General features: G+C 44.4%; 20 protein-coding genes. 17 read left to right on the top strand and 3 right to left on the bottom strand.

The features are described from left to right. Positions 1-35 precede the first annotated feature (35 nt). Positions 36-443: an Hpt domain-containing protein gene (locus RWM02_RS01810; protein WP_002953104.1), complete on the bottom strand. Its 408-nt coding sequence runs from the start codon at positions 441-443 to the stop codon at positions 36-38. Between the two features lie 85 nt (positions 444-528). Between RWM02_RS01810 and panB the strand changes: the two genes are divergently transcribed. The 6 genes from panB (at position 529) to RWM02_RS01780 (ending at position 7,196) form a co-directional block, all read left to right on the top strand. Then, entirely contained in the window at positions 529-1,332 is an 804-nt protein-coding gene (gene panB, locus RWM02_RS01805) for a 3-methyl-2-oxobutanoate hydroxymethyltransferase (RefSeq protein ID WP_314068740.1), read from the top strand. A gap of 103 nt (positions 1,333-1,435) precedes the next feature. Further along, entirely contained in the window at positions 1,436-2,314 is an 879-nt protein-coding gene (locus RWM02_RS01800) for a tetratricopeptide repeat protein (RefSeq protein WP_314068739.1), read from the top strand. A 40-nt stretch (positions 2,315-2,354) separates the two neighbouring features. Next, positions 2,355-2,996, top strand: coding sequence for a hypothetical protein (locus tag RWM02_RS01795; protein WP_314068738.1), 642 nt, complete (start codon positions 2,355-2,357; stop codon positions 2,994-2,996). 386 nt (positions 2,997-3,382) lie between these two features. Further along, positions 3,383-4,402: a Holliday junction branch migration DNA helicase RuvB gene (ruvB, locus tag RWM02_RS01790; protein ID WP_314068737.1), complete on the top strand. Its 1,020-nt coding sequence runs from the start codon at positions 3,383-3,385 to the stop codon at positions 4,400-4,402. Between the two features lie 267 nt (positions 4,403-4,669). Continuing rightward, on the top strand, positions 4,670-5,710 hold the full coding sequence (locus RWM02_RS01785) for an AI-2E family transporter (RefSeq protein WP_122862712.1): 1,041 nt from the start codon (positions 4,670-4,672) through the stop codon (positions 5,708-5,710). Positions 5,711-5,861: 151 nt separating this feature from the next. Further along, a complete protein-coding gene (locus RWM02_RS01780) occupies positions 5,862-7,196 on the top strand; it encodes an OprD family outer membrane porin (RefSeq protein WP_314068736.1) in 1,335 nt (444 codons plus the stop codon). Between the two features lie 315 nt (positions 7,197-7,511). Here the strand turns inward: RWM02_RS01780 and RWM02_RS01775 are convergent, their stop codons facing one another. Beyond that, positions 7,512-8,267, bottom strand: coding sequence for a hypothetical protein (locus RWM02_RS01775; protein WP_314068735.1), 756 nt, complete (start codon positions 8,265-8,267; stop codon positions 7,512-7,514). A gap of 118 nt (positions 8,268-8,385) precedes the next feature. Continuing rightward, positions 8,386-8,901, bottom strand: coding sequence for a ClbS/DfsB family four-helix bundle protein (locus RWM02_RS01770; RefSeq protein WP_314068734.1), 516 nt, complete (start codon positions 8,899-8,901; stop codon positions 8,386-8,388). Positions 8,902-9,498: 597 nt separating this feature from the next. On the opposite strand from RWM02_RS01770, the gene napA reads away from it, so the two are divergent. The 11 genes from napA to RWM02_RS01715 all read left to right on the top strand — a co-directional run bounded on the left by napA (position 9,499) and on the right by RWM02_RS01715 (position 19,438). Further along, a complete protein-coding gene (napA, locus tag RWM02_RS01765) occupies positions 9,499-12,285 on the top strand; it encodes a nitrate reductase catalytic subunit NapA (protein WP_314068733.1) in 2,787 nt (928 codons plus the stop codon). 2 nt (positions 12,286-12,287) lie between these two features. After that, entirely contained in the window at positions 12,288-13,052 is a 765-nt protein-coding gene (gene napG, locus RWM02_RS01760; RefSeq protein ID WP_002953129.1) for a ferredoxin-type protein NapG, read from the top strand. Further along, entirely contained in the window at positions 13,049-13,840 is a 792-nt protein-coding gene (napH, locus tag RWM02_RS01755; protein WP_314068732.1) for a quinol dehydrogenase ferredoxin subunit NapH, read from the top strand. Before napG ends, napH begins: the two co-directional genes overlap by 4 nt. After that, positions 13,840-14,358, top strand: coding sequence for a nitrate reductase cytochrome c-type subunit (locus tag RWM02_RS01750; protein ID WP_314068731.1), 519 nt, complete (start codon positions 13,840-13,842; stop codon positions 14,356-14,358). The genes napH and RWM02_RS01750 overlap by 1 nt, the downstream gene beginning before the upstream one ends. Beyond that, positions 14,355-14,825 carry a 4Fe-4S dicluster domain-containing protein gene (locus RWM02_RS01745; protein ID WP_314068730.1) on the top strand — a complete coding sequence of 157 codons (471 nt, stop codon included), beginning with the start codon at positions 14,355-14,357 and terminating at the stop codon, positions 14,823-14,825. Before RWM02_RS01750 ends, RWM02_RS01745 begins: the two co-directional genes overlap by 4 nt. Beyond that, positions 14,822-15,793 (top strand): WD40 repeat domain-containing protein, encoded by a 972-nt coding sequence (locus RWM02_RS01740; protein WP_314068729.1) that lies wholly within the window; start codon positions 14,822-14,824, stop codon positions 15,791-15,793. Before RWM02_RS01745 ends, RWM02_RS01740 begins: the two co-directional genes overlap by 4 nt. Then, the gene (locus RWM02_RS01735; protein ID WP_314068728.1) at positions 15,790-16,137 is read left to right on the top strand and encodes a chaperone NapD; all 348 of its coding nucleotides are present in this window, start codon (positions 15,790-15,792) and stop codon (positions 16,135-16,137) included. Before RWM02_RS01740 ends, RWM02_RS01735 begins: the two co-directional genes overlap by 4 nt. Before the next feature lie 69 nt (positions 16,138-16,206). After that, positions 16,207-16,842: a hydrogenase-4 component G gene (locus RWM02_RS01730; RefSeq protein WP_314068727.1), complete on the top strand. Its 636-nt coding sequence runs from the start codon at positions 16,207-16,209 to the stop codon at positions 16,840-16,842. After that, positions 16,829-17,296: a hypothetical protein gene (locus RWM02_RS01725; protein ID WP_314068726.1), complete on the top strand. Its 468-nt coding sequence runs from the start codon at positions 16,829-16,831 to the stop codon at positions 17,294-17,296. Before RWM02_RS01730 ends, RWM02_RS01725 begins: the two co-directional genes overlap by 14 nt. Before the next feature lie 303 nt (positions 17,297-17,599). Next, entirely contained in the window at positions 17,600-18,793 is a 1,194-nt protein-coding gene (locus RWM02_RS01720) for a porin (RefSeq protein ID WP_314068725.1), read from the top strand. Between the two features lie 81 nt (positions 18,794-18,874). Next, positions 18,875-19,438: a cytochrome c4 gene (locus RWM02_RS01715; protein ID WP_314068724.1), complete on the top strand. Its 564-nt coding sequence runs from the start codon at positions 18,875-18,877 to the stop codon at positions 19,436-19,438. Positions 19,439-19,559: the final 121 nt, after the last annotated feature.

Below are 19,559 nucleotides of genomic sequence, written 5' to 3'. Positions count from 1 at the left end.
AAGGTTGTGGATTATATTATTTTTTGTATTTTTTGTCAAACGTCTAGTTTTTGGGGGATTTTTACGATGTTTGCATCTAAAACCCCGAAAAACTCCGCATCGGTTTCTATATCGTTTTTGTATTTTTCAAACTGATCGCTCACTAAAAGCAACCAGTCTACAAAGTCGTCGTTTGCGGGCCCTTGTAGCTCTCTAGCCTCGCCGCAAATTTCCTCCGCCAATGTCGTTAGTTTAAATATCGGATTAAGCTTCATAAAGCTCGAGGCGGACTTGATGTTATGAAAAATTCTAAAAAGCTCGTTGATATTGGCGTTATATCTATCGTTTCTAGCTAGCCCGATGATGAGAGGTTCCATCAGGTCGCACATTAAGGAGTAATGCGACAAAAACTCCTCCACAATATCGTAAGAGTAGTCTATCTCGAGGCTTTTTAGTATTCCCATTTATTTTCCTTAAAATTATTGTGCTGATTGTATCATTTTTTTGATAAAATTAAAAATAAAATACCGAATTTTAAGGAGGAAATTTATGTCAAAAAATGATAAAAAAGTTACAATTTATGATATAATTAACAAAAAGGGCACCCAGCCTATCGTTATGATCACGGCTTACGACGCTCTTTTTGCGCGGCTTTTTGATGATTACGTCGACATCATCTTAGTGGGCGACAGTCTAAATATGAGCTTTAACGGCAAAAAAGACACCCTTGGCCTAAAAATGAACGACGCGCTTTATCACGTTAAGGCCGTTTTGCAGGGGGCAAAGCGCGCTTTCGTCGTGGCCGATATGCCCTTTGGCAGCTATCAGGACGAAAAATCCGCGTTAAAAAACGCGACTAAATTTATCAAAGCCGGCGCGGACGCGGTCAAATTTGAAGGCGGTCTAAAAGCCGCTCCTATCGTAAAAAGGCTCGTAGGCGAGGGTATAAACGTGATGGCTCACATCGGGCTCATGCCTCAGTTTGTACGAAACGAGGGCGGCTACAAGATAAAAGGGCGCAGCGAGGCCGACGAAGCGCGCTTGATCGACGAGGCGAAGGCGCTTGAGCGCGCTGGAGCGTTTTCGGCCGTGGTCGAGGGCACGCTAAGCCCGGTTGCGGCAAAGATCGCAAAGAGCGTGCAAATGCCTATTATCGGTATCGGTGCGGGTGTCGACGTAGACGGACAGGTGCTCGTGTGGAGCGATATGCTCGGCTTTTTTGACGAGTTTAAGCCAAAATTCGTAAAACGATACCTTGACGGCGCAAATTTGGTGCGAACGGCGGTAGAAGCCTATGCTCGCGAAGTTAGAGAAAAGACCTTTCCGAGCGAGGAGTTCGAGTATAAAATTTAGCTTGTTTTGAGCAAATCTAGTCGGTGGGGCAAATTTGATCACCCGGCAAACGGCGGCAAATTTGGCTATCAAAACAAGACTAGTTAAAAACAAGGAGCGTGTTTTGAAAATTTTATTGATTTTAGCGGCGTTTCTTGGCTCGCTAATGGCCTCAAATCCGAATTTTGGGCTAGGTATCGATAGCCTGGGCGAGCAAACGCAGAATGAGAAGCGATTTTCTAAGCGCGAGGCGGCCGCGAGACGGGCTATCGAAAATGCCGATTATGACGCGGCTTTTAAGATTTTATCGCCGCTTTGCGAGGAGGGCGACGCGATGAGTTGTGCGGCACTGGGCAGTATGCATTTTAGCGGGCTAGGAGCCCAGAAAAGCAACGAAAAAGCTGAGCTTTTCTTTGAAAAATCATGCGAGCTGGGAAACGGCACGGGTTGCTTTGATCTTGCGCTTTTAAATGTCAAGGAAATTTTTGGCGCCAAGGATGAAAATAAAATATTTCGCCTCTACGAAAAAGGCTGCGAGCTGGGCTCTGAGGCGGCCTGCAACAACCTCGGCCTCATCTACGAATCGCGAAACGATCTCAAAAAATCCGTAAATTTATACGCCAAAGCGTGCAGGAAATTTGACGGTGCGGGCTGCTATAACTACGGCAGGATGATGCATGAGGGATTGGGTGCGGAGCGCGATCTAACAAGCGCGCACAAGGCTTTTGATACCTCGTGCTACATGAAAAACTCGCTTGGCTGCTATGCTCTTGGCTACGTTTACGAGCATGCGCAGGGCGTGGAGTTTGCTGTTTACGACGCGTACGATGGATATTCGCGCGCTTGCAAGCTCGGCAACGACGACGGCTGCAGGGCGCTCGGTTTTGAAAACTACGAAAAAAATATCGAAATTTACGAAAAATTCGAGTCCATCGCGGAGGGTTGTAAATTCGGCAACGATAGCGACTGCAAGCTTTTAAAAGCGAGGATAGCGGAGTTTTGATAAAATAGCGCATTTGTCATAAAAAGATAAAAGACGGTAGATGAAAAAGTCAAATAATGTCCTAAAGCCGATTTTAACGGTTGTTGTTTGTTTAATTGCGTTCACCGTTCTTTTTATAGCGGTTATTTGCGGCACTTTTGGCGGCTACCTCGACCAAAAGGAGATAGAAAAAATCCCTTTAGTGCAAAACTATGAGTTAAATCGTGAAAAAAATTTAGATTTACTAGAGTTTGCTCGCAGGAACATATCCGCAGATTTGCGCGTAAGTATCACCACGAACCATATTGAGATCGGCTCTAGCGATAACGGGATGAAAATAAGTAGCCGTAATATCAAAGATGCCCTAAAATTTATCGGCTGGGATACGGCTAAATTTAAAGAGTTGCAATCTAGACTCGAGTCCGTAAATTCCGTAAAGGTTACCGTAAATTCGGATAAAAATAGTAAAGCAGAACCCGTGGCCATCATAACTTACAGCTATGTAGAACACTACGAGAGGAGTTATGAATTCTACGCAAAGGATAGCCCGAGGCTGAAAGAGCTATATGATAAAGGTTGCGCCAAAAAGTACGAAGACGACGGCGCCGTATTTATAACATGGACGTCGCACGGCGATAAATATCAAACTTTTTGCGTTAAAGACGACGGCGAAGATGTTTTGGTGGATTGGCGCTGGCGTTAGATCGTTACTTTTTATGTGATTTTTGGCTTGGAGCCCCAAACGGAAGAGTAAATTTAGCGTCAAATTTAGCGCGTTTTGTCTTTGGGCGGCTTTGGTCTTTTCTTAAATTTGCATGCGTGCTTCCGTCAAAAATCGCGAAACACGGCATAAATTTATCAATGCGATTTAGTGCAAAACCAGCGCAGGCACGGACGCAAGCTGTAAGAAAAACGCCAAACCAAAGCAAGAAGCGAGACATGAATTTGGCCTGCTAAAATTTCGTCGGCCCACTCCTGCGACCCAAATTTGCCCTAAATCGCCGCGTCCATTTTAAACCGAGTCCAAAGCCAAAACTTACCCAAATTTTTGTAAAATGCGGCAAATTTACGGAAAACAGAGCCGAAAAAATGGATAGAATAGTCGAAATAGAAAAAATAAGCTTTGAAAACGATTTTGAGGTGTCGCTGCGCCCAACGCGCTTTGAGGACTACATCGGGCAGGAAAAAATCAAGCAAAATTTAGGCGTCTTTATAAAGGCCGCCAAAAAGCGCGGCGAGTGCCTAGATCACGTACTTTTCTACGGGCCGCCGGGCCTTGGCAAGACGACGCTGGCGCACATCATCGCGAACGAAATGGGCGTGAGCATCAAGATGACGGCCGCGCCCATGATAGAAAAAAGCGGCGATCTAGCTGCAGTGCTGACGAATTTGCAGGAGGGCGACGTGCTGTTTATCGATGAGATACACCGCCTAAGCCCCGCGATCGAGGAGGTGCTGTATCCGGCGATGGAGGACTTTCGCCTAGACATCATCATCGGCTCGGGACCTGCGGCGCAGACTATCAAGATCGACCTGCCTAAATTTACGCTCATCGGCGCTACGACGCGCGCGGGCATGATTTCAGCACCCCTGCGGGATCGCTTCGGGATGGATTTTAGGCTGCAGTTTTACACCAGAGAGGAGCTGGCTCGTATCGTGCAGATCGCCTCTGTAAAGCTTGGCAAAGAGTGCGAAAAAGACGCCGCTCTCGAGGTCGCCGCCCGCTCGCGCGCTACGCCCAGGATCGCGCTGCGACTGCTAAAGCGCATACGAGACTTCGCCGAGGTAAACGACGAAGCGATCATCTCTCAGCCTCGCGCCAAAGAGGCTCTGGACGCGCTTGGCGTAAACGATATCGGCTTTGACGAGATGGATATCAAGTACCTAGAAATCCTGCTCGCCGCTAAACGCCGCCCGATGGGGCTAAGCACGATCGCGGCGGCTCTAAGCGAAGACGAGGGCACGGTCGAGGACGTGATCGAGCCCTATCTGCTCGCTAACGGCTACATCGAGCGCACCGCCAAAGGCAGGCTAGCTAGCGCCAAAGCCTACGAGGTGTTTAAGCTTAAATTTGACGCAGATACGCAAAAGGGACTGTTTGAGGAGTAAGGCGAATTCGGCTCTTTTGAGTCGATCGCCTTTTGCTAAATTTTATCCAAGCAAATTTGAGTTTTCAAATTTGCCGCCGTTTGTATACTTGGTCGTCAAATTTGACCGTATTTTTGCTATGCGTTCGGATTAAAGGCGCTTGCGAAATTTAACCCGCTCAAATTTCGCCTCAAATTTATCAGCCGTCATAAGACCACCGTGCCCAAGCGTCGCCCGTCCGCAAAACCCCGCAAAATCTGATATAATAAGCCCCTCAAAAGGAAAAAAATGAATAATCGAGTGTTTTTCGGTATCTTCGCTCTTTGTGCGTTGGCGCTAGTGGTGTATCTTTTTAAGCCGTTTTTGCTAAACATCTTTATCGCCGCCTTGCTCGCGGTCGCCACCTCAAACGTCAACGTCAAATTTTTGCAGCTAACGAAAGGCAAAAGAACGCTTTCGGCGGCTCTTACGACGCTAGCGCTGTTTTCGCTATTTATCGCGCCGCTTTTATACGCCGTGATCGAGATCGCAAAACACGCCGCGAACTTTAACACCGGTTACATAACAAACACGCTAAATTATTTTCAAAGCGGGAATTTTCAGCTACCCGAACCGATCAAATTTCTAGAGCCTAAAATCAAAGAGATGATCGCCGACATCGACGTCGGAGCGATATCGAGCAACGTGCTTTCTAGCCTTGGCGGCATCGGCAAATCAAGCGTAAAATTTCTCATCGACATGATTTTTATCCTCGTGTTTTTCTTTTTTGCGGTGCTTTACGGTAGCGAGCTCGTGGGCTACCTAAAAAGCGCGCTTCCGATGAAGGAGAGCGAGAGCGAATTTATCCTCAGCGAAGTGGCTAACGTCATGAGCGTCGTGCTTTACTCTATCGTTTTAAACGCGATTTTGCAGGGTTGCCTCTTTGCTATCATTACGATTTCATACGGCTACAACGGCTTTTTGATGGGCATACTCTTTGCCTTTACCTCGCTTGTGCCGGTCGTGGGCGGCTTGCTCGCGTGGGGACCGATCAGCCTTTACGAGTTTGCGAACGGCAACACCGCGGCCGCGATCGTCATCGCCGTCTATACCATCGTCGTGATCTCTATCGTCGCAGATACGTTTTTAAAGCCGATCGTGATTAAATTTATCAACGATAAGCTCGTAAAAATCCCTACTAAAATAAATGAACTGTTGCTATTTTTCTCGATGATAGCAGGCATCTCAACATTTGGCTTTTGGGGGCTTATCTTGGGACCTGCGATCGTGACGTTTTTTATCTCGACGATCAAGCTTTATACATTGCTTAAAGAGCACTCGGTCGTGTAAATTTGCCTAAAATCGGCGATATTTTTAGCAAATATCACAAATCTAACACGAATTTTATTATTTTCTGTGCTATAATCCTTAAATAAAAAAATTAGTGTTCTGCATTCAATTTGCGGAACGTAAATTTGCTAAATTTAACCAAGGAGTTTTTATGAAACTAGCAAAACTAAGTTTAGCCGCCGTTTTGGCGCTTGGCTTTTTGGGCGCCGCAAACGCAGCCGATACGTTTGGGGAGGCGTTTACCAAAGGAAAACTAGCAGGCAAGATCCAAGCTACCTATGTGGATCAAAAAGACGAGCGCGCGCCGATACACGACGAGCAGATGACGTCTATACAGCTTGAGCTTGGCTACGTGACCGATCCGTTTTACGGCTTTAGGCTCGGCGTTACGGGGCAGGGCAACTTCCTGCCGTTTAACAGTATGAGAAAAAGCGGCACTCTATACGACAAAGAGTGGAGAACGCAAGGCGCGGTAATGTCCGAAGCGTATCTAGGCTACGCCGTAGGGCAGACCGATATAAAATTCGGCCGTCAGTACGTAAATACTCCGCTAGTAGCGGGCAATCCGACGCGCGCGTTTAAAGAGGCGTTTGAGGGTCTAACGATCGTAAATAAAGACATACCAAACACCGCATTGATCGGCGGCTGGTATTATAAATTTCAAGGCAGAAGCGCCGTCGTAACGGGCGGCAAAGAGGGGCGCGCTCCGCACTTTAAAGATAGAGTCATCGTCGGCGGCATGGGACCCGTGGCGTATGAGTTTGACAATATCTTTACCGGCGCAGTCATAAATCAAAGCATCCCGAATCTAAAACTAACCGGTGCATACGCTAGAGTGACCGATCTTAGGCGCGGCGCGCTGCAAGGCGACATCAACTTCTACCTAGCCGAGGCTAACTATAAAGTACCCGTCGGCGACTTTAAGCTCGGTTTTGACGCGATGTACAAGGGCTCTCGCACTACAAGAGGCCTAGAGGATCTAAACTACGACGGAAATATGATCGGCCTAAGGGCGGGGATTTATGATTTCGTGGGCTTTAGCGCCTCTTACGCCTATACGACCGTCGGCGACAACGACGCTTTGGCGTTTGGTCTAGGTAATGGCCCTGGCTCATACACGCTGCTTCCTATCCGCGGGCCTTTCGTGTTTACAGGATATGCGGGTATGAATACGCATAAGCTTTTGTTTGAGTACGACTTTAAAGAAGTCGGCGCCGAGGGCTTAAAAGCAAAACTACATCTAGTAAAAGGCAAGCAAGACGCCCCTCACCGCAACGCCGGTCCGACAGCGGCTAACACGCACATGAACGTCAAAGGCTGGGCGGCGCAGGCTAGCTACGATATACCGTGGGTCAAAGGGCTAAGCGCAAGCGTCACCTACACGGCTCTTGAGAGAAAGAACTTTGACGCTATGGGCGCGGTTAAAAAGACCGACAACAACGAGCTTTGGCTGCAACTCGGATATAAATTTAGCCTTCTAAACTAGCTACTTTAATGCGGACGCAAATTTTACGCGTCCGCTTGCTTATTTTTATTTTGTATTATCGTCGCAAATTTAGCTTCGTAAAACCTGCATAAATTTGATCTTTTTGGGTAAATTTGCACCTAAATTTAAAAGATAAAAATCAAAAGCCGTTAAATTTGATAAAGTGGGATTTGAAAAAATAGCGTGGATTTAAAGGCTGAAATTTGTCCGTAGCGGTTTAAATTCGTCTTTGTGCTTGCGCGGTCCGCTAAAAACAAATACAAATTTAAGCTTGCAAGAGCAAATTATTTGCCCGAGCAAGCTATAAATAAAGCCCTATCTATCGTAAAATTTGCCGAGTATGCCGCTGCCGATCTCTTTGCGTTCGCCGTTTTCTATCATCACGGCCTTACGGTCGATATCGACGGTTTTGTCGGTGTTGATGATAAATTTGAGCTCATACGAGCGCGAGTTTATCTGCTTTGGCATATCTCCGAAAAATATCGGCTTTGGCGGGCGTTGCGAATCAAGCGCGGCCCATTGAAATTGACTTACGAAAGTGCTAAATAAAAAACCCTTACCGTTTAGCTTGTATTTGTTTATGAGCTCGTCGGCTATCGCGTCGTTATCGCAGTTTACGGGCGCGCTAAAGGTATTTTTCTTTGCTTTTTCTTCGTCGTATTTGCAAAATTTATTCGCTAACGCCAACATCTCTTCTTTATTTGCGTCGCTGCTACCCTCGGTTTTTAGTTCGTTGTAGTTATTTAGTATCCGCTCTAGCGTCTTTTCTAGGCTTTTTTGCGCGTCGTCTTTGGCCTTTTGCACGGCTTCTTCGTAGCGAGCGTTTTGTCTGTCGTATTCCGCCTTGAGCACGTCGTTGCTAACCTCGCAAGTTAACTTTACTAGCTTTAAATCATTTCCGCTGACGTCTTCCCATTTTACGTTTTGGCAGCCCTTGTAGCCGTCAACGGCAGCGCCTATGGTCATTGACTTTTTAAACGGCAGCGTGTAGTTTTTGACGATGTCGATGTTGTTATCTCCGCATCCGGTTAGCGCGAAAACGGCGACTATGAGAGAAAATTTTACTTTCATTCGTTCTCCTAAAAATTTAAAAGCATAAATCTAGCTAAATTTAGCTTAATGTTAAGACGCATTTAAGGCGATGAGCGACCGAATTTGCCTGCCTAAATTTGACTAGTAAAGCGGCAGATCACAAGCTAGTTTTTAGACTTCTTTTGTGCTTTCTTATCTTTTTTATCGCCCAGTCGTAGTGTGATGAGGTGCTGCCGGTGACGTAGGCGGCGAGATTTAGATTGCCCGTGAAGTTAAAATATCCGCGCGCAAAAAGCTCCTCGTCGCTAAAATTTGCCGTAAGCTGCATTGCTTTTTCGTGAGTTTGCGCTAGTAGAGCTTTAGCCTCGCAAAGCGGAGTATCTTGGTGCTTGCGCCAAATTTGCACGTTCATCTGCGGGTAGGTTTTCCAGTTGTACGGATGAGGCAAAAACGAAGCCCGCTCGCCGCTTAGATTCTTTTGGATAAAATTTATCAAAAGCAAATGCCACTCGTAAAGGTGCGCGAGCACGTCGCGGACGCATTTATCTCTATCCTCGAAGTCAAATTTAGCCTCTTGCTGCGCCTCGCTCAAGCCCTCAACTAGCGACAAAAGTTTTTTAAAATTTGCCTCCGAAGCGTTTAGCAGGTCTATTTTATTCGTCGGTCGCGGCATGTTTTTCCTTGGCTAAATTTGACCGAATTTTACACTGCGTTATTAAATTTACGCTTTAAAGGTGCGGGCATCGCCAAGAACAAAAGGTAAAATTTAATTTATATTTATATTTTAAAAATTAAAAATAAAACTTAAACATATAGCTCAAATTTGATCAAATTTCAAATTTATGGGTTTTACGGTCTTGAATTTTAATAAATTTTATACCTTTGATAATTTAGCCTAAAATTAGCGCTTTTAAAAGCTTAAATTTAAAAATAGACAGTTGTTTTTCGGCTTGATATAAAGCTTTATATTTACAATGCAAAAATGTTACGATTTTACACGTTAAATTTATATTTTAAAAATAGTTTCTAAAATATTATGGATTTTGTTATCAAAAAGCGTATCAAATTCAGTAAGTATAAAATTTTATATTTATTCGTAGTTTTAAGCATTAGCCCTAAAATAGGCGAAATAAAGATAATTTTGGTCTTAATTTGAATTCCAAATATTGCCAAAGAATTAGTTATTTTTAATCAACTTAAATTTAGGTTGTAACAGTTAATATCCGCCTGATTTTTAAGAACTATCTTAAAAAATAAACGAGGAGAGAAAATGGATCGACGAGATTTTATAAAAAGCGCCGCCGCTTCGGCTGCTTGCGCGAGTGCCGGTATAGCGCTGCCTAGCTCTATGGCAGCTGCGCAAAACGCAGCTGAAAAGGGCTGGCGCTGGGATAAGGCTGCATGTAGGTTCTGTGGAACTGGCTGCGGCGTAATGATCGCAACCAAAGAGGGCAAAATCGTAGCAGTCAAGGGTGACCCTGAAGCACCAGTAAACCGCGGCCTAAACTGCATCAAAGGCTACTTTAACGCCAAGATCATGTACGGCGCAGACCGCATCACTCAGCCGCTTTTGCGCGTGAACGAAAAGGGCGAATTTGATAAAAAAGGCAAATTTAAGCCTATTAGCTGGGAAAAAGCCTTTGACATCATGGCTGAAAAATATAAAGAGACCATGAAGAAAAACGGCGTGCATTCAGCCTGCGTTTTCGGCTCGGGTCAATACACTATTTTAGAGGGTTATGCAGCCGTCAAACTATGGAAAGCGGGTATTAGAAGCAACTCTATTGACCCGAATGCTCGCCACTGTATGGCGTCTGCGGTCGTCGGATTTATGCAGACTTTCGGTATCGACGAGCCTGCGGGCTGCTACGACGACATAGAGCTAACCGATACTATCGTGGCTTGGGGCGCTAATATGGCCGAGATGCACCCGATACTTTGGGCGCGCGTAAGCGATAAAAAGCTAAGCAATCCCGAGCGCGTAAAGGTCGTAAATTTAAGTACGTATTCGACTAGAACGTCAAATATCGCCGATTCCGAGATTATTTTCGCTCCTTCAAGCGACGTTGCTATCTGGAACTACATCGCTCACGAGATCGTTTATAATCATCCTGAAGCCATTGATTGGGACTACGTAAATAGCCACTGCGTATTTGCGACGGGACCTGCCGATATCGGCTATGGGCTTAGAAATAATCCAAATCATCCTAACTACAATACCGAAAAAGACGTCATCGAGACCGAACTTAAAAAGACTTTAAGCAAAAACGAAGGCGTGACTCTGGGCTATCTAGGCTATAAAGAGGGCGACGTGATGGAAAATAAAAATACGGCTACCGCGGGCAAACACTGGCAAATCACGTTTGAGGAATTTAAAGAAGCTCTTAAACCTTATACGCTTGACTTCTCCGCTCCGCTAATAAAAGGCGATCCTAACGAGGATTTGGAAGAATTTAAGAAAAAACTAAAGCAACTAGCCGACTGGTACATCGAAAAAGGTAGAAAAGTAGTTAGCTTTTGGACGATGGGCTTTAACCAGCACCAACGCGGCACTTGGGTAAACGAGCAAGCCTATATGGTGCATATGCTACTTGGTAAACAAGCAAAACCGGGCGAGGGTGCTTTCTCTCTAACTGGACAACCAAGCGCATGCGGAACGGCACGCGAGGTCGGTACTTTCGTCCACCGCTTGCCTGCGGATATGGTCGTAGATAACGCCGAACACCGCGAAATAAGCGAGAAAATTTGGAAACTTCCTAAAAACACGCTAAATCCGAAAGTCGCCTCTCACTACGTAAAAATGATGCGCGACATGGAAGATGGAAAGATGAAATGGGCGTGGGTGCAGGTAAATAACCCGTGGCAAAATACCGCAAACGCAAACCACTGGATCAAAGCCGCTCGCGAGATGGATAACTTTATCATCGTCTCAGACCCGTATCCGGGCATCTCGGCTAAGGTTGCCGATCTAATCTTGCCTACTGCGATGATTTACGAAAAATGGGGCGCGTACGGTAATGCCGAGCGCCGAACGCAGCACTGGCGTCAGCAAGTCCTTCCGGTAGGCGAAGCGATGAGCGACACGTGGCAAATGCTGGAATTTGCTAAGCGCTTTAAGCTAAAAGAGGTCTGGGGCGAACAAAAAGTGGACGATAAGCTAACGCTCCCAAGCGTGCTAGACGAGGCAAAAGCCATGGGTTATAGCGAAGAAGATACGCTATTTGACGTGCTTTTTGCAAACGAAGAGGCTAAGAGTTATCCTGCAAAAGACGCGATAATGGAAGATTTTGATAACTCTGAAGTTTTTGGCGACAGCAGAAAAGTAGTCGGCTCAGACGGCAAAGTGTTTGAGGGCTATGGATTTTTCGTTCAAAAATATCTTTGGGAAGACTACCGCAAATTTGGCTCGGGTCACGGACACGATCTAGCCGACTTTGATACATATCACAAAGTGCGCGGCCTAAGATGGCCTGTCGTAGACGGTAAAGAAACTCAGTGGAGATTTAACGCCAAATACGATCCGTACGCAAAGAAATTTGCCGAGGATGGCAAGCAGTTTGCATTCTACGGCAATAAAAAAGCCAAGTTGCAAAAAGGCGATTTGACCAAAGTAACTAGCGGAGACGAGAAATTTTCTATCGCTAATAAAGCCAAAATTTTCTTCCGTCCTTATATGGATCCTTGCGAGATGCCTGATACTACGTATCCTTACTGGCTATGCACGGGCCGCGTTTTGGAGCACTGGCACTCAGGAACGATGACTATGCGCGTTCCGGAGCTTTACCGCGCCGTTCCGGAAGCTCTTTGCTATATGCACGAGGGTGACGCGCAGAAGCTAAATTTACAGCATAACGACGTAGTTTGGGTCGAGTCTCGCCGCGGCAAGGTAAAAGCAAGACTAGATCTACGCGGACGAAACAAACCGCCTATGGGTCTTATTTATGTACCGTGGTTTGATGAAAACGTATTTATTAACAAAGTTACTCTTGACGCGACTTGTCCGCTATCAAAAGAGACCGACTATAAAAAATGCGCGGTTAAAATTTACAAGGCTTAATAATGCAAAATAGAAGAGAGGCTTTAAAATTTGGGTTAAAAGCGATTAGTTTGGTTCTCGCGGGTGGCTTTATCTGGAGTACGCAAACGACGGCTAAAGCCCAAACTCTACTCATCAGGCCGCCGGGTGCTTTAAAGGAGAAAAATTTCCTTAGCGAGTGCATACGCTGCGGGCTTTGCGTAGAAGCCTGTCCTTGGGATACGCTTAAGCTTGCGGATTTAGACGACGGATTGCCTTACGGCACTCCGTTTTATACTCCGCGAAATATCCCTTGCTATATGTGTCCGGACATCCCGTGCACAGTCGCTTGTCCGACCGGCGCGCTAGATACGAAGCTAGTGAGCGAGGATAACGGCAAGCTAAATATAAACAAAGCGCAAATGGGTATCGCGGTGCTAGATCCAAATTTCTGCATCGCTTACGAAGGACTTCGCTGCGACGCTTGCTACCGCGCCTGTCCTTTGATAGATAAAGCGCTAAGGCTTGAGTACGTCCGTAACGAACGCACGCAAAAGCACGCGTTTTTTAAACCGGTCGTGGATGCCGACTACTGCACTGGCTGCGGCATGTGCGAACAAGTTTGCGTGACGCCGAAAGCATCCATCTTCGTGCTTCCGCGCGAGATCGGGCTGGGCTCTAGTAATGAACAGTACGTAAAAGGCTGGGTCGAGGGCGCGGATAAAAAGCTAAAAGACGCCGAACCTAAAGAGTTTAAAACCGACGAGAAAAAGCTAAACGACTATCTAAATAGCGGAGATTTGCTATGAAATATTTGATTTTAAGAAGGATAAGTCAAATTTTGATCCTAGGGCTGTTTTTTGCGAGCAACTACTACGGAATTAAAATTTTACAAGGCAATCTCAGCTCGTCTTTGCTTTTCGGAGTCGTTCCTCTTAGCGATCCGTTTGCCGTTTTGCAGCTATATTTAGCTAGTTTTAGTATCGCTTCGGGCGCGCTTGTCGGGGCCGCTATCGTATTTGCTTTTTACGCGATTGTCGCTCCGCGCGCCTTTTGCAGCTGGGTTTGCCCGGTAAATATCATCACCGAAGGCGCTCGCTGGGTCAGAGTAAAGCTTGGCTACGACAAAGATAAAAAATTCGTAAATTTCACGCGAAGCGCGAGATACTACGTTTTGGGATTTACTCTTTTTATCTCGTTGGTCACTTCGGCCCCGGCGTTTGAGGGTATTAGCTTTATCGGCATTATTCAGCGCGGCGTCATCTACGGCGGCACGCTGTGGCTATTCGTGGCGTTTGGAGTGTTTGCGATAGACGCGTTTATCAGCGATAGACTAGTCTGCTCAAAGCTTTGTCCACTGGGCGCTTTTTACGCGATAGCCGGCAAATTTGCCCTTATTAGAGTAAAGCACGATGCGGCTAGCTGTACTAACTGCATGAAATGTAAGCTAATCTGCCCGGAAAATCAAGTGCTTGGCATCATCGGCAAGCAAAGCGGGTTTATAACCTCGAGCGAGTGCATCAGCTGCGGACGCTGTATCGACGTCTGCGACGACGACGCGCTCAAATTTAATATAAGAAATTTAAGGAGAAATTAATGAAAGCTAATAAGCTTATTTTTGGAGTCGTTTGCGCCGCTGCACTACTCATCGGCTGCAATAACCCTAGCGTCGGCGACGTGTCAGGCTTAAGAACCGCCGAAGTTACTGACGAGAACGTGACTTTAGCGGATATTAACTGGACTAGCCCGATGCCGGGCGAAGCGCAAAAATACGAGCGCTCTTTCGAGAACGCGCCTCCGCTAATCCCGCACGATATCGCGGATCTGCTTCCTATCACGAAAGACAACAATATGTGCGTTACGTGCCATATGCCTGAAGTCGCGAAAGACGTAGGCGCTACGCCGATCCCTAAATCTCACCTTTACAGCATGAGGTTTAACAAAGACAAAGGCGGCGAGCTAAGCCAAGACCGCTACGACTGCACGACTTGCCACGTTCCGCAAGCCAAAGTAAAACCGCGCGTGAAAAACAACTTTAAGCCTGACTTTAGCCGTCAGCAAGACGCGCAACACCGATCAAACCTTCTAGATATACTAAACGAAGGCGTTAGGTGAGCGTATCCAGACGCGAGCTATTTACTAAATTTTTGGGCGGCAAAACCGCTCAAAAATTTATCGCGCCGCCTTATTTTTGCGGCGAATTTAACTGCGCTGATTGCGAAGCGCCTTGCGTTAGCGCTTGTCATAGAGAGCTTTTGAGTTTTGAAAACGAGAGAGTAAATTTTAAATTTAAGTCCTTGGGTTGCAACTTTTGTAAAGAGTGCGCGATTGCTTGCGAGGAGGCGGGACGAGAGGTTTTAAATTTAAAATTCGCGGCTATTATAGAAGCTAAAATTTTTATCGACGTGCATAGCTGTCTTGCGTGGAACGGCACGATTTGCTGTAGTTGCCAGGACGTTTGCAAATTTAGAGCGATCGATTTTTTAGGCGTTTTTCGCCCGAGCGTAAATCAAAAGTGCACGGGCTGCGCGCAATGTATGGAAGTTTGCTTCGCGAATAGTATCAAAATGGAGGCGTTATGAGAAAATTTATTTTATTTTTTACGGCGGTTTTTTGCTTAAATTTGACCGCAAATTTAGCGGCGGCACCGCTTGAGATCTCGCAACCGGACAAGATCATAAAAGCGGGCGCAAACGTGATAAGCTCAAATTTGATAGATGAAATTTTATATCTAGGCACGGACGGTAGCGAGCTTGATATCTATGACATAAAGGCGGATAAATTTTTAGAACCGATCAAATTTCGCACGGTCAAAACGCACTTTAGCGACGAAGAGCCCGCAAAAATTTTTAGCATCGACCGCCTGGGCGATATGCTTTTGGTTTTAACCGAGATGGATTACAACGAGCGATATTTGTATGTTTTCAAAAAAGAAAATGATAGCTGGAGCGAGGTTAGCAATATGCACCTAGCCAATAAATCCGCCAAAAAGGCCTTTTTCATAGATGAAAAAACAGCGGTAGTATCGGACTTTGGCAATGAAATTTACTATATCGACCTAGAGAGTAAAAAAGCAGTCTTTAAACATAAATTTTCTATCGCGCTTTACGTGGATTTTGAAATCAACAAAACCCGCGACAAAATCGCTATCGGAGCCGAAAGCGGCGTGATTTATATCTATAATCTAAAAACTCGCCAAACCGAACAAACGCTAAATTTCTTTAAAGACAATATGTACGACATCGACTACAAAAATGACGTCGTAGCCGTGGGTTGCATCGACAAGCAAGCGGGCGTTTTTAACGGCTCGATGAGCTATTTTAAGTCCGATTTTATCGTTTACGCGACGGGACTTAGCGACGACGCCAAAACTCTAGCGTATATGAACGGCGAAGAGAGCGATATCCTGGTCTACGACATCGCAAGCAAAACAAAACTCGCGACCGTAAAAACCGGACAGCAAATTTTAAATGAAATTTACCTCTCCGATAGCGGCAGGCTAATCAGCGTCGCGTACGAAAAAGAGGTTAAATTTTGGAGCATAAAATGAACATATCAAGTGCGATAGTATATACCAAAGACGGAAACGAAGCCGCCGAGGTAGCTAAAAGAATCGAACAAGTAAAAGGTTGCGAGGTTATCGCCGCGCAAGACGGCAAGATCGTAGTCGTGATGAGCGCGGAAAATTTAGACGGCGAGATAGAGCTCTTTAAGGCGCTAGAGGGCGTAGAGGGCGTCTCAGGAGCTGCGATGATATACAGCTATCAAGAGGATTTGCAACAAGATATCGAAAGCATTAAAAAAAGCGGCAAGATAAGCGAAATTTTACTCGACGAAAGCGTCGACGCTAAGGATATCGTATATAACGGCCACGTTGGCGATAGGGTAAAATAAATTTTTACCCGTTAACTTTATCCTAAATTTGACGATATATAATATGGATAAAAATTTAAAGGATAAAACATGCAAAGCATCAACGGTTTAAGCCAAAATCCCTACATCCCACAACCTCGCTATGACGTGCAAAACGTCCAAAACACGGCAAGTGTAGATCAAAACGAAAACATAAAAAGGATGCAAGAAGCCTACGCAAATATCGACGTAAAACAGCTAACAAATAGCTATTTGTCGCATTTTCAGGCTAGAGCGGACTCAAATTCGAGTTCAAATTTCCTATCTCAAGTTTCGACCTTTAACGGCTCTGCAAAATTTAGCGACATTTTCGGCGCTCAAAACAAAAGCATAAATTCTCTAAACGATATCTTGTCCGGCGTCGATTTTAAATCTATCGGCTACGAGGGTAAGCCTATAACGCAACTAAGCCAAAGCGAAGCCAGCGATTTAGTGAGCGAGAATGGATTTTTCGGTATCGCAAACACCGCGGATAGGATTTCAAATTTTATTATTAGCGCCGCAGGAGACGACCTGCAAAAGCTTGAAGCCGGAAAAGAAGGCATGCTAAGGGGCTTTAAAGAGGCTGAGAAAATTTGGGGCGGTAAACTGCCTGAAATTTCGCAAAAAACGATAGAAAAAGCGACGCAAGCCGTAGATAAAAGAATAGCCGAACTTGGCGGGAACGCCCTTAGTGTTCAGGCTTAAGTTTTTAAATTTAGCCGCCGTTTTGCTGGTTTTTAGCGGCTGCGCATTTTTTGAGAAAAAACCAGCGCCAAAAATCGTTCAAAAACCAGTCGTACAAAAACCTGCACCAGTTAAGGGCTCTTTACGCGGCGTGATATCAAGTGTGACCTATGACGGTGGCAGATACTGCTACGATATAAAATCAATCGACGTATCAAATGGCAAACTGCCTAGCGGCAAGTACTGTGCGGATAAATTTTACTTTTCTAGCGGAGATACCGTCTATGCAAGAGTTTCGGGCGGATTCGTTACCGAGATGCTACTCATAAAAAGCGGAACGCATCACGTTACGCATAAAGTAAAGAAAACATCGAAATTTAAAAGTACAAGTTTTGCAAAAAGCCCGCAACAGCAAGAAAGCAATAAAAAAATCCTAATTGAAGTTCCAAAAAGTGAAAATATCAGCTTTGATTAGCCGTTGATTTACCGAAAAGTTTTATAATTCTCACAAGCAATCAAAGTTAGAACTCCTTTTAAGAAGGGGATGTGCGTCCCCTTTTTTATCTTTTTTCTCACAAAAATCATTAAAATTTAGTTTTTCTTTTTAAGCTTTGTTGATAGTATTTGCATTTTGGTAATATTAAGTATCAAAAAAATAGCTTTAAAATATCGTAATGTCCGTAATTTATATATCAAGTGCTTTAAAATTTAGGGTTAAGCTTCTTGTGCTGGGTTTTGTGCTAGAATTGTGCCTATAAACTTTTATAAAGGAGAACTTATGAAACTTGCTAAAATTTCTTTAGCTGCTTTGGTTGCGCTCGGCGCTTTTTCTACTCTAAATGCTACTCCGCTTGAAGAAGCTATTAAAGACGTAGATTTTTCAGGATTTGCTAGATATCGATATACGGGCAATAAGTTAAAAGTTAATGATGCAAAAGAGACAAAAGCAGCTCACAACTTTAGATTTGTGGGTACTTTTAAGGCCGCTCTTGACGACAACTTCTTCGGCGTTTTGGGATTACGATACGCTGCAAACGATGGTTCGGGATATAACCTTGTTGGTAACAATATTGATACTACTGACACTACGAGCTCATTCGGCGTAAGAGAATTTTACCTTGGTTATAATGTGGGTAATACTACAATAACTGCAGGTAAGCAGTTTGCTAAAACATACTTTGACGACGACTTGGTTGGAACTGGTCTAAGAGTGCAAAATACCGATATCTCAGGCCTTACTTTGGTTGGTGTTGCATTCGACGCTCTTGAAACCGACAGTATTGATTACGACGGTAAACTACTATCAGGATTAGCTGGCTCAAAAACCCTTAACTACTACGGCGTAGGTGCAATGGGAAGCTACGATCCACTAAATTTCAAAGCATGGTGGGCATATCTTGAAGATACTGCAAATTTATTTGCATTAGACGCTGCTTTAAAATTCGATCTTGATGCCGTAAAACTAGGCTTGCAAGGTCAATATGTCCATAACGAATCAGACGACGACGATAACTTCGGCGATGCAAATTTCTTTGCGGCTAAAGGCGACGTAGGATTTGCTGGAGTAGGTTTAAATGCCGGTTACATCTACTACAAAGCTAAAGACGACAAAAAATCTTTCGTAACTGTTGAGGATAATGCTAAACTAATCAATCCGGGCAAACTTCTTAACTCCGTAATGAACGGCGGCAGACAATACTACAACAATATTCAAGACAAAAATGACTATTGGTTTGTTGGTGCATCATATAAATTTAACGAATTTGGTCTGTATGCCAACTATATCGACGGCAAAGGTTATAGCTATGAGTACGCTAAAAGAGTTGATAGAAATGAGTGGAATGTTGGTGGCAGCTATGCTTACAGCAAAAAACTTAACTTCTCTACATTTTATGCAGCAGCTAAAGAAAAAGATGGAGATAACAAAAATAAACACGATCGTATAAGATTTGAGGCTAAATACAGCTTCTAATCAAAAAAGCTCGTTTTATGCTATAATCCCAAGCAAATTTCCATTTGCTTGGGATTTTTAAATTTATCAAAAAGGTTTTTTATGAAATTTGTGCGTTTTTCGCTTTTAGCGTGTCTTTTTGCTTTTTCTTTAAATGCTGCTGATGAGCCGAGCTACATATTTGAGGCAAAAGGCGAATTTGCAAAAGAGCTAAAAAGCTTGGTAGAAAAATATTCTAAAGACGAAAATATAAGTATAAATGTTTATGAAAAAGCTCCTGAGGCTGATAGCGGCGGTAAGTTTTTAAATATTGGCGTAGATGGTAAAAGGAAATATAGTGTAGAAAGGGGTCGAGAGCTATATGCTAAAAATTGCGCCTCTTGTCATGGCGAAGATGGAAATAAAAGGGCCTATGGTGCATCTGAGAAGTTAACCAAGATAAGCGCAGAGAATATAGAGGCCGCCTTTTCTGGCTATTTAAACGATCCTGAATACGGCGGGAATATGAGAAATCTAATGAAAACCGTTGCAGCAAAAACTACATATAAAGACCTGGGAGCTATCATTGCCTTCCTAAAAGGTAAAGATGCTTTATTATACAAAGATGGCGTCCAGGAAAATACTGACGTTTCTACTACGCCCGCACAAGGAAGCTACCTAAAGTAATCAAATTTGCCGAGTTAAATTTAACTCGGTATCCCCAAATTGCACTGCAAATTTAATTCATATAGTATATTTTAGTAAACACTCGGTAATAATTCATCCGAAATTATATATTTTTAAGCTT

The sequence above is a fragment of the Campylobacter showae genome (assembly GCF_963515975.1).
Classification (GTDB): Bacteria; Campylobacterota; Campylobacteria; order Campylobacterales; family Campylobacteraceae; genus Campylobacter_A; species Campylobacter_A showae_F.
The sequence above is the reverse complement of the archived record's forward strand: the minus strand, read 5'-3'. Positions and strand labels throughout refer to the sequence as shown.